Origin of the sequence: Rummeliibacillus pycnus (genome assembly GCF_044359855.1) — a bacterium.
Classification (GTDB): domain Bacteria; phylum Bacillota; class Bacilli; order Bacillales_A; family Planococcaceae; genus Rummeliibacillus; species Rummeliibacillus pycnus_A.
The window spans coordinates 3,526,050-3,543,240 of the sequence record NZ_CP132291.1 but is presented as its reverse complement, the minus strand read 5'-3'; the positions used below and the strand labels follow the sequence as shown (position 1 = coordinate 3,543,240).

Annotated in this window: 14 protein-coding genes; 4 read left to right on the top strand and 10 right to left on the bottom strand. The window is 36.5% G+C overall.

Annotated elements, in window-relative coordinates:
* Window positions 1–3: 3 nt before the first annotated feature.
* Entirely contained in the window at window positions 4–621 is a 618-nt protein-coding gene (gmk, locus tag Q8X41_RS17180) for a guanylate kinase (protein WP_397537460.1), read from the bottom strand.
* A gap of 50 nt (window positions 622–671) precedes the next feature.
* Window positions 672–1,547: a YicC/YloC family endoribonuclease gene (locus tag Q8X41_RS17175; protein ID WP_397537459.1), complete on the bottom strand. Its 876-nt coding sequence runs from the start codon at window positions 1,545–1,547 to the stop codon at window positions 672–674.
* Window positions 1,548–1,843: 296 nt separating this feature from the next.
* Between Q8X41_RS17175 and Q8X41_RS17170 the strand changes: the two genes are divergently transcribed.
* From Q8X41_RS17170 to Q8X41_RS17155, 4 genes are all read left to right on the top strand, one after another.
* On the top strand, window positions 1,844–3,538 hold the full coding sequence (locus tag Q8X41_RS17170) for an NFACT family protein (protein ID WP_397537458.1): 1,695 nt from the start codon (window positions 1,844–1,846) through the stop codon (window positions 3,536–3,538).
* Window positions 3,539–3,646: 108 nt separating this feature from the next.
* Window positions 3,647–5,104: a spore germination protein gene (locus tag Q8X41_RS17165; RefSeq protein WP_397537457.1), complete on the top strand. Its 1,458-nt coding sequence runs from the start codon at window positions 3,647–3,649 to the stop codon at window positions 5,102–5,104.
* A gap of 20 nt (window positions 5,105–5,124) precedes the next feature.
* Window positions 5,125–6,216 (top strand): GerAB/ArcD/ProY family transporter, encoded by a 1,092-nt coding sequence (locus tag Q8X41_RS17160; protein ID WP_397537456.1) that lies wholly within the window; start codon window positions 5,125–5,127, stop codon window positions 6,214–6,216.
* Window positions 6,213–7,325 carry a Ger(x)C family spore germination protein gene (locus tag Q8X41_RS17155; protein WP_397537455.1) on the top strand — a complete coding sequence of 371 codons (1,113 nt, stop codon included), beginning with the start codon at window positions 6,213–6,215 and terminating at the stop codon, window positions 7,323–7,325. Before Q8X41_RS17160 ends, Q8X41_RS17155 begins: the two co-directional genes overlap by 4 nt.
* Before the next feature lie 55 nt (window positions 7,326–7,380).
* On the opposite strand, the gene Q8X41_RS17150 is transcribed toward Q8X41_RS17155, so the two are convergent.
* The 8 genes from Q8X41_RS17150 to Q8X41_RS17115 form a co-directional block, all read right to left on the bottom strand.
* A complete protein-coding gene (locus Q8X41_RS17150; RefSeq protein WP_397537454.1) occupies window positions 7,381–8,316 on the bottom strand; it encodes a VOC family protein in 936 nt (311 codons plus the stop codon).
* A gap of 280 nt (window positions 8,317–8,596) precedes the next feature.
* Window positions 8,597–9,226, bottom strand: coding sequence for an orotate phosphoribosyltransferase (gene pyrE, locus Q8X41_RS17145; protein ID WP_397537453.1), 630 nt, complete (start codon window positions 9,224–9,226; stop codon window positions 8,597–8,599).
* Between the two features lies 1 nt (window position 9,227).
* Complete coding sequence (pyrF, locus tag Q8X41_RS17140) at window positions 9,228–9,935, bottom strand: orotidine-5'-phosphate decarboxylase (RefSeq protein WP_397537452.1); 708 nt, start codon at window positions 9,933–9,935, stop codon at window positions 9,228–9,230.
* Window positions 9,936–10,847, bottom strand: a complete 912-nt coding sequence (locus Q8X41_RS17135; protein WP_397537451.1) for a dihydroorotate dehydrogenase — start codon at window positions 10,845–10,847, stop codon at window positions 9,936–9,938.
* A complete protein-coding gene (locus Q8X41_RS17130) occupies window positions 10,844–11,620 on the bottom strand; it encodes a dihydroorotate dehydrogenase electron transfer subunit (RefSeq protein ID WP_397537450.1) in 777 nt (258 codons plus the stop codon). Before Q8X41_RS17130 ends, Q8X41_RS17135 begins: the two co-directional genes overlap by 4 nt.
* The gene (gene carB, locus Q8X41_RS17125; protein WP_397537449.1) at window positions 11,617–14,820 is read right to left on the bottom strand and encodes a carbamoyl-phosphate synthase large subunit; all 3,204 of its coding nucleotides are present in this window, start codon (window positions 14,818–14,820) and stop codon (window positions 11,617–11,619) included. The genes Q8X41_RS17130 and carB overlap by 4 nt, the downstream gene beginning before the upstream one ends.
* Window positions 14,813–15,916: a carbamoyl phosphate synthase small subunit gene (locus Q8X41_RS17120; RefSeq protein WP_397537448.1), complete on the bottom strand. Its 1,104-nt coding sequence runs from the start codon at window positions 15,914–15,916 to the stop codon at window positions 14,813–14,815. Before Q8X41_RS17120 ends, carB begins: the two co-directional genes overlap by 8 nt.
* Window positions 15,913–17,190: a dihydroorotase gene (locus tag Q8X41_RS17115; protein ID WP_397537447.1), complete on the bottom strand. Its 1,278-nt coding sequence runs from the start codon at window positions 17,188–17,190 to the stop codon at window positions 15,913–15,915. Before Q8X41_RS17115 ends, Q8X41_RS17120 begins: the two co-directional genes overlap by 4 nt.
* Window position 17,191 lies beyond the last annotated feature (1 nt).

The window sequence follows — 17,191 nt, the reverse complement described above, 5'->3', positions numbered from 1 at the left end:
CTATTATTCTCCTCTCAACATAGCTAAATATTGTTTTTCTACACGTTCGCGTCTACAATGTTCAGCAAGAACAATTGCATTGACACGTTCACAAGCTAATTGTACTTCATCGTTTTCCACGACATAATCGTACAAATTCATCATTTCCAATTCTTTGTTTGCAGCAGCTATACGTGTTGCAATCACGTCTTCTGTTTCAGTTCCACGACCTACTAATCGTTGTTGTAATTCAGAAAGACTAGGTGGTGCAAGGAAAATGAATAGGCCATCTGGCACTTTTTCACGAATTTGTGCTGCACCTTGAACTTCAATTTCAAGGAATACATCACGACCTGCATCTAATGTTGCATTGACATAATCAATAGGTGTTCCATAATAATTACTCACATATTGGGCATATTCAAGTAGTTTGCCTTTTTCGATTAGTGCTTCAAATTCTTCTTTACTTTTGAAGAAATAGTCTACACCATCCACTTCACCCTCACGTGGCTTACGAGTGGTCATGGAAATAGAATATTCATAATTCGTATCTGGTTGTGAGAATAATTCTTTCCGCACTGTACCTTTTCCTACACCGGAAGGACCAGATAAAACAATCAATAATCCACGTTCTCTTCTCATTAACTCTCCCTCATCGTTCCAAATAATAAATCATACAATAATTGATGCTATTATTCAATATTTTGAACTTGTTCTCGCAATTTCTCTAAGATTGTTTTTGCTTGAACAACCGCAGCTGCTGCTTCGACTGATTGGTTTTTAGAACCAATAGTATTAATCTCACGATGTATTTCTTGCATCAAAAAGTCGAGCTTCCGACCGATTGATGTATCCTCTTGTAGTGTTTCATCTAACTGTTTTAAATGACTAGTTAAGCGATCTAATTCTTCTGCGATATCTGCTTTTTCTGCAAAAATTGCTACCTCTATTATAAGGCGCTCTTCTAAATTATCTGCTTGACTAATTTCCTTTATACGTTCTACTAGTTTTTCACGATATTTTTCTACTGCTTGAGGCGAAACACTTTTAATAATGGCAATTTGCTCTTCTAAAGCCTTTTTAAAGCCTTTAACTGCTTCTACTAATTCCTGACCTTCTCTTTTTCTCATTTGAATAAGAGCTGTAGCTGCATCTTCGACCGCTTTGTCCACTGCATTTAAAATTTCTTCTATTGGAAGTTCTTTTACTTGTAGTGTTAATGCTTGGTCAAGCTCTAAAATTTCCGACATTGACCAATGTTCATCAAGTGGAATTTGTTGTCTTAACTCTTCTCTTGCTTCTTTGTAAGCATTGACAAGTGGCCAATTAATTTGCACAACTTGTCCAAGCGATGCTAATTCTTTCACATAAACGGATACATCTAATTTCCCTCTAGCTACTTTTGTAGAAAGTACTTTTTTTGCATATACTTCCGCTTCGGTCCAATCTTTAGGGAATTTAGTTGAAATTTCCAAAAAGCGGTGATTTACTGAACGGATTTCTACGGTTAATTGCAATTGATCCGTTGTTGTGACACCCCTGCCAAATCCAGTCATACTACGCACCAAGGTCAGTCACATCCTTCTTTGCATACTATTCATAAGTATAGCATAAGATATACGTAATTGCGTATATTGATTAACTGGTTATCTATCCATTGTACGCTAAAATTTTATTCCGTGCTGATTTTTTTATAAAAAAAGAAGTTTTATGGTATCAAATATATCCTATATATAATATGGAAGAGAACATGAAATCCCTTTTGAATATATTGTGCGGATTGGTATTTTAGAATGTGTAAAAGACATATTCACATAAAAAAATGGTAAGATAGAACAAAACGCTTTGAAAGAGGAATTTACATATGGCATATGATGGCTTATTTACACTAGCGATGACCGAAGAATTACAACAACTTGTCACTGGTCGAATCACTAAAGTGCATCAACCGAATGCACAAGAAATCATTTTAACAATACGAGCTAATGGCACTAATCATAAATTATTATTCTCAATTCATTCATCTTACGCACGCGTACATTTAACAGAGCAGTCAGTTGAAAACCCTGCAGAACCACCAATGTTTTGTATGTTATTACGAAAACATATTGAAGGAGGTTTTATCGAATCCATCAAACAAATTGATGGTGACAGAATAATTGTATTAACAATTACAAGTAAAAATGAAATTGGAGACCCGATTACTAGAGAATTACATGCTGAAATCATGGGACGACATAGTAATCTCATTTTAGTAGAACAAGATACACAAAAAATAGTCGATAGCTTAAAACATTTACCACCTGCAATGAACAGTTATCGTACTGTTCTTCCTGGTCAAATCTATGTAGCACCTCCTGCTCAGGACAAAGTAAACCCTACAAAGGTTACTGGTGAAGAATTACAAACATATTTTGCTACCGAAAAGACTGCACAAGAGATTGTCCAGCATTTTACCGGCTTTTCTCCTCTTCATGCAAATGAGTTTTTATATCGTGTGAAAGAAGGTAGTAAGCATGAGATCGATCTATTCCCAGTATTCATAGAAGAATTTAACAATGGTGGTAGTCAACCAACTTATATAGAAGTAAACGGTAAAACTCAATTCTCACCAGTTGTGCTATCTCATTTAGAAGGAAAGCCAACTACTTATCCAACATTAAGTACTTTGCTAGATCGAGTATTCTTTGCTAGAGCTGAACGAGACCGGGTAAAACAACAAGCTGGTGACTTAGAACGTTGGCTACAAAATGAAATTAATAAATTGAAATTAAAGTTGAAAAAACTACAGAAGGATCTAAATCAAGCCTCTAAGTTAGATCAATATCAACTTTTCGGTGAATTATTAATGGCAAATCTATATAATTTTGAAAAAGGCCAAAAAGACATTACTGTCGTTAATTATTACGATGAAAATAGTGCAGAAGTGAATATTCCATTAAGTGAACGCAAAACACCTATTGAAAATGCACAAAGCTATTACACAAAATATAATAAAGCAAAAAATGCACTTATCATGGTGAAACAACAAATCGATAAGACAAATGAAGATTTAACCTATTTTGAAATGCTTTCACAGCAAGTACAACAAGCTTCACCTCATGACATTGAAGAAATTCGTGAGGAATTAGCAGAACAAGGCTTTATGAAAATGCGTGCCTCAAAACGTCGCAAAAAAACTACAAAACCTGCTCCTGAAGAATTTATTTCTACTACAGGCACGCGTATTTCAGTAGGCAAAAATAATAAGCAAAATGATTATTTAACATTTAAAATTGCAAGAAAGTCTGAAATTTGGCTTCATACAAAGGATATCCCAGGCTCTCATGTTGTCATCCATAATTCTGACCCTGATGAACAAACTTTAAGAGAAGCTGCTACATTATCTGCTTATTTCAGTAAAGCAAGGGATTCCTCATCTGTTCCCGTTGATTACACAGAAATTCGTCAAGTGAAAAAGCCTAGCGGTGCTAAACCTGGGTTTGTAATCTATTTTGAGCAAAAAACAATCTACGTTACTCCAGACGAAGAACTGGTGATGAAGTTAAAGCAAGCCTAAAAAAACGATCAGATTACTTTATGGTAATCTGATCGTTTTTTGTTTGAATACAAAGAGTAAATGAGGGGAAAACTAACAAAATCAATAATGAAAGGCGGTTTGATACTCATGAAGTATAAATTAGTTCGTAGCATGCTTGGTCAACCTAATAACACTGCCGATCAAAATATGACTAATACATTAGAAGATGCCTCAATAAAGAAGTTAAAGGAAGTAGCTAATCATGTAGATGACGTTATTTTCAAGAATATTCCTACAATTGAAGGCGTCGTAACTGTCATTTACTCTACTTCACTTGTGGAAAAAATGACAATGCAATCCATGGTATTTATTCCATTAGCTAATTATATAAATCAGATTCATCAAATTGGAGAACCGATAAAACTTGCTAATATGAAGAAGATAATTAACACCCTAAATTCCGGGCAAACCCTCTTATATTTCCATGAAACCAAAACCTTGCTTCATATTGATACTTTTAGTGCTCCTGGACGAGCAATTACAAATACCGAAACCGAATCGACAGTTATTGGACCACAAGATGCCTTTACAGAATCATTAGAAACAAACATTTCCTTAATAAGAAGACGAATAAAAAATCCTCAGCTAAAAAATGAGAATCGTACAATAGGAACCGAAGCTGCCGTTAAAATTACAATTATGTACATGGATGATATCGTCAATAAAGACTATTTAAATAGATTAAAAAAACGACTAAATGAAATTCATTTTCCAACGTTTAAAGATATTTCTGAATTAAAACAGCTAATAGAAGATAATCCATTTTCTCCATTCCCACAATATTATATGACTGTACGCCCAGATAAGATTGACCACAGCCTTCTGGACGGTAGAATTATTGTTTTAATGGATAACAGTCAAGCAGCCATCGTTTGTCCTTCAACATTTTTTGAGATGTTCACTACAGTTGAGGATTATTATAACCGTTGGACGACAGCTTCCTTACTTCGAACTCTTCGGTTTTTTGGATTTTTCTTAACAATCATCATCACACCTACTTACATTTCTGCAATGACTTTTCATCCAGAGGTTCTACCTTATGATCTCTTAGTGAATTTGCAGAAATCTAGAAGTAAAGTCCCTTTCAGTCCGCTTTTTGAAGTATTGTTTATTGAGTTAATCATAGAAGTATTGAGAGAAGCTGGGTCACGATTACCAACAAAAGTTGGTCAAACGATCGGTATTGTTGGAGGTATTGTAATTGGTACTGCAGCAGTTCAAGCTGGATTGTTTAGCAATATTTTAATTGTATTAGTTGCCACTTCTGCATTACTCTCCTTCTTACCACCGATATTCTTAATGAGTAACGCCAGTAGATTTGTTCGATATATTTTTATCTTATCGGCAGGACTATTAGGTTTGTTTGGTCAAATGCTAGCATTTGCTTGGTTAATAACGCATTTACTTCGTTTACAATCTTTAGGAACATCATACATGGCACCTGTTATACCTCGTAAGGCTACTGATTTGATGGATAGTGTTATTCGATTTCCAATAGCGTTCTTAAAATCGAAATCAGGAATTTCTAAAGCACAAAAAAAGTAGATTGCTTTTTCGAAAGTGAGATGTTTTTTTTATTGAGCACAAATAATCAAAAACTGTTAAATAAATATCATGTTATTTTTTTGGCGCAAAGTTCAATGATTGGTACTGGTATACTCACTTTACCTCAAAGGCTTAGTTCAGTCGGTTACAGTCAAGTACTACTCCCTATCCTTTTTGGAATCATTGCAAGTTTAACACTCGGGCAGATGATTTGGCTTATATCAAAATACCCAACTAAAAATTTATTTCAGATTAATGAAATTTTACTCGGGAAGATATTAGGTAAAAGTATTAATGTTTTAATCGTACTTCAATTTACTCTTTTTTGTGCAGATATTATTAGTGACTACATGCATCTCATACAAAGTACAGCACTACCAGAACAAACAGTAACGATTCCTGCACTTCTTCTTCTCCTTTTGCTCATATATATTACAAACGGAGGTATTACAACCATTGCACGTTTTTGCATTATGACTTTCTTTCTAACAACAGGCTTGGTTTATTTTACACACTGGGCAATAGAAAAAGGAGATTTTAGTCATATTTTCCCATTATTTAATTACAACGGTAAGGAATTTTTCGAGGCCGTCAAAAAAGGATATTTTACAATATTAGGTTATGAATTAATTATGTTTTATTTTCCTCTTATTAAAGATCAAAAAAAGGCTTATCAACATGCTTTGATTGGCGTTTGGATTAGTATAATACTTTGCCTTCTAACTTCTGTAGCGAGTGTTATGTATAATTCAGAATGGCAGCTTAAGCATGTTGAATTTCCAGTATTAAATATCTTCAAAGCCGGAGGATTTACTTTTGTTGAAAGAATAGATGTTTTCGGTATGGCGCTTTGGGTATTGTTGATTTTGTCTACAGTTACTATCTATTTATGGAGCGCAAAAAAAGGATTGGATATACTAACATCTAAAAGAAAAAATTATTATTTATATTTCCTTGTCTTTGTTATTTTCCTTTTGGTGAAGTTGCCATTTGATCAAGCAACCCAAAAAAAAATATTTTTAGTAAGCGATTATGGTGGATACATTTTAATTATTTGGCCGATATTTTTAGGGTTTTTATATTTTCTTAGACAAAAGCAGGTGCAAAGATGACTCGAAACAGTGTTTTTATTTCCATAGTTTTTTTATTACTTTTCTTGTCAGGATGTTCTCAAGATAAATCAAAGATACCTTTAGAAGATGTTGCAATGGTTGGTGTCATGGCATTTGACTATATTGAAGAAAACAAAACAAAGTTAACTGTAGTAATTCCACAGTATTCTCAAAAAGCACAAAAGAATATACAAACGATTTCTGTTACTTCTGATATAGTTTCTAATGGCATTAGGAAAATCGGTAAGCTTTCTGATAGAAAAGTGGAATTAAATCAATTACGTATTGTACTGATTAATGAAGATTTTGCAAGACAAGAAAAAGTAAGGGATATTATTGAGTATTTATACAGAAATCCTCAAGTTGGTAATAAAGTTTATATTGCTGTTGTTGAAGGGAGTGGTGAAGAATTATTAAAAGGAAAGTACCCCGATAAGCAAAGTGTTATCTATTATTTAAAAGATTTACTACAACCTAAAGCGACAACTGCCTTTAATCCAAATACTGATATTCATAGTTTTGTGTACACCTCAACAAGTCCAGTATTTGATCCAATTCTCCCTGTGTTAACCAAAAAGGACAGTAAAATTGATATTGAGAAAATCGCACTATTTAGAAACGGTCATTTATTTGGAACAGTATCACCAAACGAAGCCTTGATCATTCAAGCTTTACAAGGAAAAAAGAATCTGGCTCCACTATATCTAAAATTGAATAATAGAGATACTGAGGAGAAAATTATGCTAGATTTAATTAAAAGTAAGGTGAAAATAAAGAGTAATAAAAACATGAATTCCCCAAAACTAACTATTACATTGAAAATTGAAGGCATTCTCAGTGAATATAAAGGGAAATTTAAAAATAAATTGGAAAATGGCCGAAATCTAACCATCCTTGAAAATGCAGTAAATAAACAAATCGAAACAGATATTAATCAATTTTTAGAGAAACTTAAAAAAATGAAAATTGATCCAATCGGTTTAAGTGAAAATTTCCGAATGTATCACAATGGAAAATGGACAAAAGAAATGACAAAGCAAACAATCAGTAAATTAAACGTGGATGTTCATGTAGAAACTTCAATACTTAGTACTGGTACTTTAAAATAAATAAAAGGAGTACTACCGTTCGTTATATGTAACACTCCTTTTTAAATTGACAATGCTATTGTATCCCTTTTAAGAAGGCAAGACGATTACCACTTGGGTCAATAACCACAAATTTACTTTCTAACTCTTGCAAAGGTGTCCATTGTTTTACGTGATCTTTCATTTTTTCATAAGCGTCTTTTGTTGGAAGTTTAAATTGAACTTCTTGTAGCCCACTATGAATATCGAGTGGATGTGCAACATTACTTCCACTCCATGTATTTCCTGCAATATGGTGATGATATCCTCCCGCTGATATAAAGAATGCATCATTTAGAATAAGTTGTGATTCAAATCCTAATGCTTGATTATAAAATGCTAATGTTTTTTCTATATCATCAATACGGAGATGTACATGACCAACAGTTGTACCCTGCGGCAGTTTACCATCCGTATCAAATTGAGCAAGTTCCACTAGTTCTTTAATGTTTAGTGGATTGCTGCCTGCTGGATATTGATCCCACTCTTCTTTAGGGCGATCTGCATAAATTTCAATACCGTTGCCTTCAACATCAGATAGATAGAATGCTTCACTATAGCCATGATCACTTGCACTATCAAGTTTTGCTATTGGAATGATACGTTCGAAATGAGGGAAACGGTTAGCTTGTTCTAAAGGACTATCTACTGTATTTTTGTTACGCAATATTTCAAAGAATTTCGTAGCAAAAGCTTCTCTACTTGGAACAAGAAATGCGATATGAAATAACCCTGTACTTTTAGCTGGTTGTAATTTTTTAGCCGTTTTTCTTAATTCTAAAAGCACCTTTGTATCATCTTTAGCTCCTAGGTAAGCATAATCCTCTGTTTTATTAAGGACTGTTAAGCCCACAACTTGTTCATAAAAAGCAATTTGCCGAGTTAAGTCGACAACTCTTAAAACAACACGCGCTACAGATGTTTCCGCATCAATTGTATATTGCGGTAAAAATTCTTCTATTTTTTCAATCATCTAAGAAAACCCCTTTTCCGTTAAATCCTTAGTTTATCAATAGGTTTTCTTTTATTTTAATACAGAATGAAGAAATTAACAAATGAATACTAAGAATTATTAATGCCATATGAAGCCCTCAACGATACATAAAATTATTAGTTGGTGTCAGTTAAATAGAAGTGACTATTTACAACAACTTCACTTCATAAATGTTAAAAATACTCAAAAACAAAAGACCTTTTGCTTTTTTTAGCAAAAGGTCTTTTTATGATTATTATTAACATTGAGCAAAACGCTCTTATAGTTTTCCTGCTTTCAAATCAGCGTGCCATTGTAATAAGCCTGGAATATCTTCTTCTTGAATCGCACCATTTTCTTTTGCAGCTTCAACTAATGCTTCGAAGTTTGATAGACTTTTATATGATACACCAACTTGATCAAAGTTTTCTTGTGCGCGAGGTAACATGTAAGAATACACTGAGACAACTCCTAGTACTTCTGCTCCTTCACGACGAAGTGCTTCTACTGCTGTAATACTTGAACCACCTGTTGATATAATATCTTCCACAACGACTACTTTTTGGCCTTCGTGAAGTTTACCTTCTGTTTGATTACCACGACCGTGGTCTTTTGGTTTTGAACGGACATATACCATTGGTAAATCTAAAATATCACTCACCCAAGCAGCGTGTGGAATACCTGCTGTCGCTGTACCTGCAACAACTTCTGTTTCAGGGAAGTTTTCTTTGATTAATTCAGCAAGACCATTCGCAATTGTTTTACGTACTTTTGGATATGAGATCGTTAGTCGAGTATCACAATAAATTGGTGATTTAATTCCTGATGCCCATGTAAATAAATCGTTAGGGCTTAATTCGACTGCCCCTACTTCTAATAATCCTTTTGCTACTTCTTTTTGAATTGTCATGTTATTGTCCTCCCCATTGTGCTTGTACTGTGTGATACGCTTCTACTACATCATCTGCCTGGGTAATGGCACGTCCTACAACGATATGTGTTGAGCCATTTTCTTTAGCAAATGAAGGTGTTGCCACACGTTTTTGATCATGTGATGCACCACCAGATAAGCGAATCCCTGGTGTAACTTTTAAAAAGTCTTTACCACATACTTCTTCGATTGCTTTTGCTTCTAAGACTGAGCAAACTACTCCATCAAGTCCTGATTCTTTTGCAAGCTTCGCATAGTTAAGTACAGATTCTTCTAGCGTGGTTGCTATTTTTTGTTCTTGTTGCATTTGTTCTTCAGAAGTTGATGTAAGCTGTGTTACCGCGATTAATGCAGGACGTTTCTTGCCAGCCGGCGTCCCCTCCTGTAAACCTTCTAAAGCTGCTTTCATCATCGAACTTCCACCTGCAGCATGAACATTTACAACATCTACACCTAATTTTGCTAAACCTCTCATTGCTGATTTAACAGTATTCGGAATATCATGAAGTTTTAAATCTAGAAAAACTTCGTGTCCTTGTTCTTTTATTTTTTTTATGATGGACGGACCCTCTTGTAAATAGAGTTCTAGGCCAACTTTCACAAATAATGGTTCATGAAATTGCGAGAGAAAGTTAAAGACATTCTCTTCTGATGGAAAATCTAATGCGATCATCGGCTTATTTGTCATTTATCGGTGGCTCCTTCCAATAATATCTGTTATTTTTTCGCATGCTAATTCGTCTAATTTATGTGGTAGTTCATCAATGATATTTGGGCACACAAAAGGATCTACAAAGTTTGCAGTACCAACAGCTACAGCACTTGCGCCCGCAGATAAGAAATCAATAACATCCTCAGCATTTGTAATTCCACCCATACCAATTATCGGAATTTCCACTTGCTTGCTTACATCGTAAACCATACGAATGGCAACCGGTTTAACAGCTGGACCTGATAATCCACCAGTTCCATTAGCGATAATTGGTTTTCCTGTGATAGGGTTTAGTCGCATTCCGATTAATGTATTAATCATTGTGAGACCATCCGCACCACCTGCTTCTACTGCCTTTGCAATATCTACAATATTTGTGACATTAGGTGAGAGCTTTACATATACAGGAACATTTGATACAGCTTTGACAGCAGCTGTTAGTTCACCAGCTGTTTTCGGATCTGTACCAAATTGGATACCACCACATTTTACATTTGGACAAGAGATATTTAATTCTAATGCTTTAACATTTGGTGCTGCTGAGATTTTTTCTGCGACAGCTACATAATCAGATGTTTCTGTTCCAGCTACATTTGCAATAATCGGAACATCATATTGTTCAAGCCAAGGTAATTCATACTCCATCACATGTGCTAAACCTGGATTTTGTAATCCGATTGCATTTAACATTCCAGAAGAAGTTTCCGCTACACGAGGTGTTGGATTCCCTCTTCGTGTCTCCAAAGTTGTAGCTTTGATCATAATGGCACCTAGTTTAGATAAATCATAAAGGTTTGCATATTCTTGACCAAAACCGAAGCAACCTGACGCAGGAATAATCGGATTTTTTAATGTTAAACCGGGTAGTTCTACTTGTAAACGGTTCATAGTGCAACCACTCCTCTCGGGAAGACTGGGCCATCTGAACAGATCTTCAAATAATCCTGTGCAACCGCATCAGTTGTTTCGCATACACAAGCATAACAAGCACCTATACCGCAGCCCATTCTTTCTTCAAAAGATAAGAATCCTTTTTTGTCTGGAAATGCTTGTTCCAACGCTTTTAACATCGGAATTGGACCACAACTATAGAAAACTTGGAAGTCTGGGTTAAGCTGTGCTAATAAATCTGTTACGAACCCTTTTGAGCCGTAACTTCCATCAGCAGTGACAATATAGGTCTCACCTAGTTCAGTGAATTGTTTTTCATAAAAGACGTTATTGATTGATTGGAACCCTAACACATGTATTGTGCGAACACCTTTTGCATTAAGTTGTTTGGAAAGCTCGTATAATGGCGGTACACCAATACCCCCTCCGACAAGTAATGCTGTTTCACCATTCTTAGCCTCTTCTACTGGGAAGCCATTACCTAAAGGTCCAAGTACATCCACTTCATCTCCAGGCTGTTTTAAAGCAAGCATTTTGGTTCCACGGCCTCCAGCACGATAGAGCATCGTAAATTCCATATGTTCTGTATCAATTGAGCAAATACTTATTGGTCTTCTAAGCAATGGCTCATAACTATCTGAAACACGTAAGTGTACGAATTGCCCAGGTTGTTTCATTTCAAGGGCAAGCTGACCAATTAAGGTCAGCTCAAAAATATCGTCTGCAATTTGTTTATGACGAACAACTTTCATTCTTTCTTGTCGAATCATGCGTTCACCTCAAACTCTGCTTTTGGCATAGCAGTTGCTGTGAATGTCATAGATTCAATGACACGTAGAATTGCTTCTGCTGTATCAAGCGAAGTTAGACAAGCAACTCCATTTTCAACTGATTCACGACGAATTCTGAAACCATCACGCGCCGGTTGTTTACCTTTTGTAAGTGTATTAATTACTAATTGTGCATTACCATTTTGAATAACATCTAGCAATGTTGGACCATTAGAGCCGATTTTATCCACGATTGTTGATTTGATCCCCGCTTGTGCTAAAGCTTCTGCAGTACCTGGTGTTGCCAATATTGAGTAGCCAATTTCAACAAAGCGTTTTGCAAGTGCGCTAGCTTCTTCTTTATCTTTATCTGCCACTGTCATTAATACTGCACCGTGATCTTCAATCTTCATGCCTGCTGCTACAAAGCCTTTGTATAGCGCTTTTTCAAGTGTGCTATCTTTACCCATTACTTCACCTGTTGATTTCATTTCAGGTCCTAATGTTGTATCAACACGACGAAGTTTAGCAAAACTAAACACTGGTACTTTTACAAACACGCCATCCTTCGCTTGAGCTAATCCTGTTGAATAACCCTGCTGCGGAATTGATTGGCCAAGGATTGCTTTTGTTGCAACATTTGCCATTGGAATATTCGTAATTTTACTTAAGAAAGGTACTGTACGTGATGCACGTGGGTTCACTTCGATTACATAAACAACATCTTTTGAAATAACATATTGAATATTCATCAACCCTATAATTCCTAAACCTTTTGCAAGTCTTGTTGTGTAATCCACTAAAGTATCAATATGTTTTTGTGATAAGTTTTGCGGTGGATACACAGCTATTGAGTCACCAGAGTGAACCCCTGCACGTTCGATATGTTCCATAATCCCTGGGATAAGAACATTTTCACCATCGCAAATTGCATCGACTTCAATTTCTTTACCAGTTAAGTAACGGTCGATCAAAACTGGATGCTCAGGAGATGCTTCAACCGCATGTTCCATATAGTGTTTTAACTCATCTGTGTTATAGACAATTTCCATTGCACGCCCACCAAGTACATAAGAAGGTCGAACTAGGACTGGGTAGCCGATTGCTTCAGCAATCGCGATTGCTTCTGGTGTATTTGTAGCTGTTTTACCTTTTGGTTGAGGAATGTCTAATTCGTGAAGTGCTTCCTCAAAACGGTCACGTGATTCAGCACGGTCGATTGAATCCAATGATGTACCTAAGATTTTCACACCACGAGCCTCTAATTTATCTGCAAGATTGATCGCTGTTTGACCACCGAATTGAACTACAACGCCCATTGGTTTTTCGAGGTCGATAATATGCATTACATCTTCAATTGTTAATGGTTCAAAGTAAAGCTTGTCTGAGATTGAGAAGTCTGTTGATACTGTTTCTGGATTTGAATTGATGATAATTGCTTCGTATCCTGCTTCTTGAATTGCCCATACAGAGTGTACAGTTGCATAATCAAATTCAACCCCTTGTCCGATACGAATTGGACCAGAGCCAAGTACGATCACTGATTCTCGATCAGAGCGAATTGATTCATTTTCATCTTCGTATGTGCCATAGAAGTATGGTGTTTCAGATTCGAATTCTGCTGCACATGTATCTACCATCTTGTAAACTGGGATGATGCCGTGCTCTTTACGGAAGTCGTATACTTCACCTTCTGTCATACCCCATAGTTTTCCAATTGTTTCATCCGCAAAACCATTTTTCTTTGCATGACGTAAAACTTCAATATCTTGTGGATTTTCTTTTAAAGTAGTTTCGTAATCAATGATATTTTTGAATTTATCTAAGAAGAATAAATCGATTTTACTCCATTCATGGATTTGTTCGATTGTTACTCCTCTTCTAAGTGCCTCGCCCAAGAAGAATAAACGTTCATCTCCTGCTTTTTTAACACGTTTTTCAATCCACGCATCCGATAGTTCTTCAGCATTTTTCATTTCTATATGTTTATGCCCTGTTTCTAATGATCGAACAGCTTTTAACATAGCTTCTTCAAAATTACGACCGATCGCCATAACTTCACCAGTTGCTTTCATTTGTGTACCTAAGTTACGTTTGGCAGTTTCAAATTTATCGAAAGGCCAACGTGGTATTTTCGCTACAACATAGTCAAGTGCTGGTTCGAAGCAAGCATATGTTTTACCTGTTACAGGATTAATCATCTCGTCTAATGTTAAGCCAACTGCAATTTTGGCAGCTAGTTTGGCAATTGGATACCCTGTTGCTTTTGAAGCAAGCGCTGATGAACGAGACACACGAGGGTTTACTTCGATAATGTAGAAGTTGAAGCTATCAGGATCCAGTGCTAGTTGTACGTTACAGCCACCCTCGATGCCTAGAGCGCGGATAATTTTTAAGGATACATTTCGTAACATATGATATTCGCGATCAGTTAGTGTTTGAGAAGGAGCAACTACAATTGAGTCACCTGTATGAATTCCTACTGGGTCAACATTTTCCATGTTACATACAACAATGGCATTATCTTTTGAGTCACGCATTACTTCATATTCAATTTCCTTGTATCCAGCAATTGATTTTTCAAGTAAGCATTGTGTTACTGGGGAGTATTTCAAACCTGATGAAACAATTTCATGAAGATCTTGTTCATTGTAGCAAATACCACCACCTGTACCACCTAGAGTGAAGGCTGGGCGAACAATTACTGGATAGCCAATTGTCTTTACGAAAGCTTCAGCTTCTTCTAAGTTGTGAATGATTTCTGACTCTGGTGTTGGCACATCTAATTTATACATTAGGTTACGGAATAGGTCGCGATCCTCTGCTTGATTGATCGCATCTAATTTTGTACCAAGAATTTCAATGTCTAGTTCATCTAAAATACCTGAGTTATGAAGCTCTATAGCCATATTTAAGCCAGTTTGACCACCAAGTGTAGGTAAGATGGCATCTGGACGTTCTTTTCGTAAAATACGTGAGACAAATTCAAGTGAAATTGGTTCGATGTAAACCGTATCTGCAATTTCAGTATCTGTCATGATTGTTGCGGGATTTGAGTTAATCAGAATAACTCGGTAACCTTCCTCTTTAAGAGATAGGCAGGCTTGAGTACCTGCATAGTCGAATTCTGCTGCTTGACCAATAACGATTGGGCCGGAACCGATTACTAAAATGGATTTGATATCGTGACGTTTAGGCATGTTGTTCTTGCTCCTCTCTAGTATTGTTATTCATTAACTCGATAAATTCGTCGAATAAGTGATTTGGATCTTCAGGTCCAGGTGAAGCTTCAGGATGATACTGCACAGTGAATACTGGGTATTTTTTATGACGTAAGCCTTCGCAAGTACCATCATTTAATGCAACATGAGTAACTTCTAAATCTGTTCCATCAAGTGAATCACTATCAATTGCATAGCCATGATTTTGAGAAGTTAATTCTGTACGACCTGTGCGTAGATCTTTTACCGGGTGGTTTGCTCCGCGGTGACCAAATTTCAATTTGAATGATTTTGCTCCGCTTGCAAGTCCGAATAATTGATGTCCTAAGCAAATACCGAACATTGGCACTTTTCCTATTAGTTCTTTTACAGTTTCGATAGCCTCAGGTACATCTTGTGGATTACCTGGACCATTCGATAACATGATGCCATCTGGGTGATAAGCTAAAATATTTTTTGCTGTTGTGTTATATGGTACAACAATGACATCACAATCGCGTTTGTTTAACTCACGAAGAATACCATGTTTCATACCGAAGTCCATTAATACGACACGTTTTCCACGTCCTGGAGATGGGTAAGCACTTTTGGTCGAAACTTGAGCAACTTGGTCTATCGGAAATGTAGTATTACGTAGACGATTGATTACTTCTTCAACATTTACTTCTACGCCTGCTTCTGAAAGATAGCCTTTTACAGCACCTTCCTTACGAATTAAGCGAGTTAGTTTTCGTGTATCAATTCCTTCAATACCAGGAATATCTTTCAACTTGAAGTAGTCATCTAAAGTTCCTTCGTTACGGAAGTTTGATGGTGCTTTAGCTAATTCATGAACTACGAAACCTTTGATTGATGGTGAGATTGTTTCAAAGTCATCACGGTTAATACCGTAATTTCCTATTAAGGGATATGTCATTGTAACAATTTGACCACAGAATGAGGGGTCTGAAAGCGTTTCTTGATAACCCGTCATCCCTGTTGTGAATACCACTTCACCATCTGATCCTTTGCCACTCCCAAATGCTTGTCCTTCAAATACTTCGCCTGTTTCTAAAATGAGTTTTCTTGTTGTCATTGTGCATCCTCCCATACAATATTGCCATTGTAAATTGTTAGTGCTGGCCAGCCAGTCGCTTTCCATCCGTTAAATGGTGTATTTCTTCCTTTTGATACAAATCCTTCAGCATCTACAACTTTTTCATTTTCTATGTCAATTAGTACTAGATCAGCTGCTGCGCCAACTTCCAATGTGCCATAAGGTAAATTGAAGAGTTTGGAAGGTTTAACTGTCATCCAATCAATTAGTTGTCGTAATGTCCATTTTCCTGTTTTCACAAATTGTGTATACAGTAATGGAAATGCTGTTTCAAATCCAACAATACCAAATGGTGCTCCAACCATACCGCAGCATTTTTCTTCTTTGGTATGTGGTGCGTGATCCGTTGCGATACAGTCGATTGTTCCATCAAGTAAGCCTTCATGAAGTGCTTTCCAGTCATCGTTTGCACGTAAAGGGGGATTCATCTTCCAATTGGCATCATCGCTTGGAATGTCCATCTCCTCTAGTAGTAAGTGGTGTGGGCAAACCTCAGCTGTCACTTTAATACCAGCCGCTTTAGCGTCTCGTACAACGCGAACAGATTCTTTTGTTGATACGTGGCATACATGATAGTGAGCTCCAGCTGCCTCGGCTAATAGCACATCACGTGCTATTTGAACAGATTCACAGATTGAAGGAATCCCTGGAAGCCCTAATTCTTTATTGCGTTTTCCATCGTGCATTACCCCATCATAGATGAGTGAGTTATCTTCACAATGGGCTACAACCGCCATGTTAATAGCAGCTGCATCCTTCATTTGCTCAAACATTGTTGAAGCTTCTTGAACGCCTACTCCATCATCTGAGAAGGCAACTGCACCATGTTCTTTTAATGCTTTTAAATCTGTGCGAGCATCACCTGATTGCGCAACTGTTAATGAACCATATGGCAACACGCGAATAACTGCACTTTTTTCAATTAAGCCATTAATCATATCTAGATTTTCAACTGAGTCTGGTACTGGTTTTGTATTTGGCATTGCACAAATAGTTGTGAAACCGCCTTTTGCTGCTGATGCAGATCCTGTTGCGATTGTTTCTTTATGTTCAAACCCTGGTTCGCGTAAATGAACATGAACATCGACAAAACCTGGTGAAGCGACGTAGCCCTTACCATCGATTACTTCGTCCGCTTGCTTACCAAGGTTTTCACCGATTGCAGCAATCTTGCCGTCCTCGATGAAAATTTCTCCTACTGTCAGTTCCCCCGCTACGCTCACTAACTGTACATTTTGAATAAGTTTTGTCATC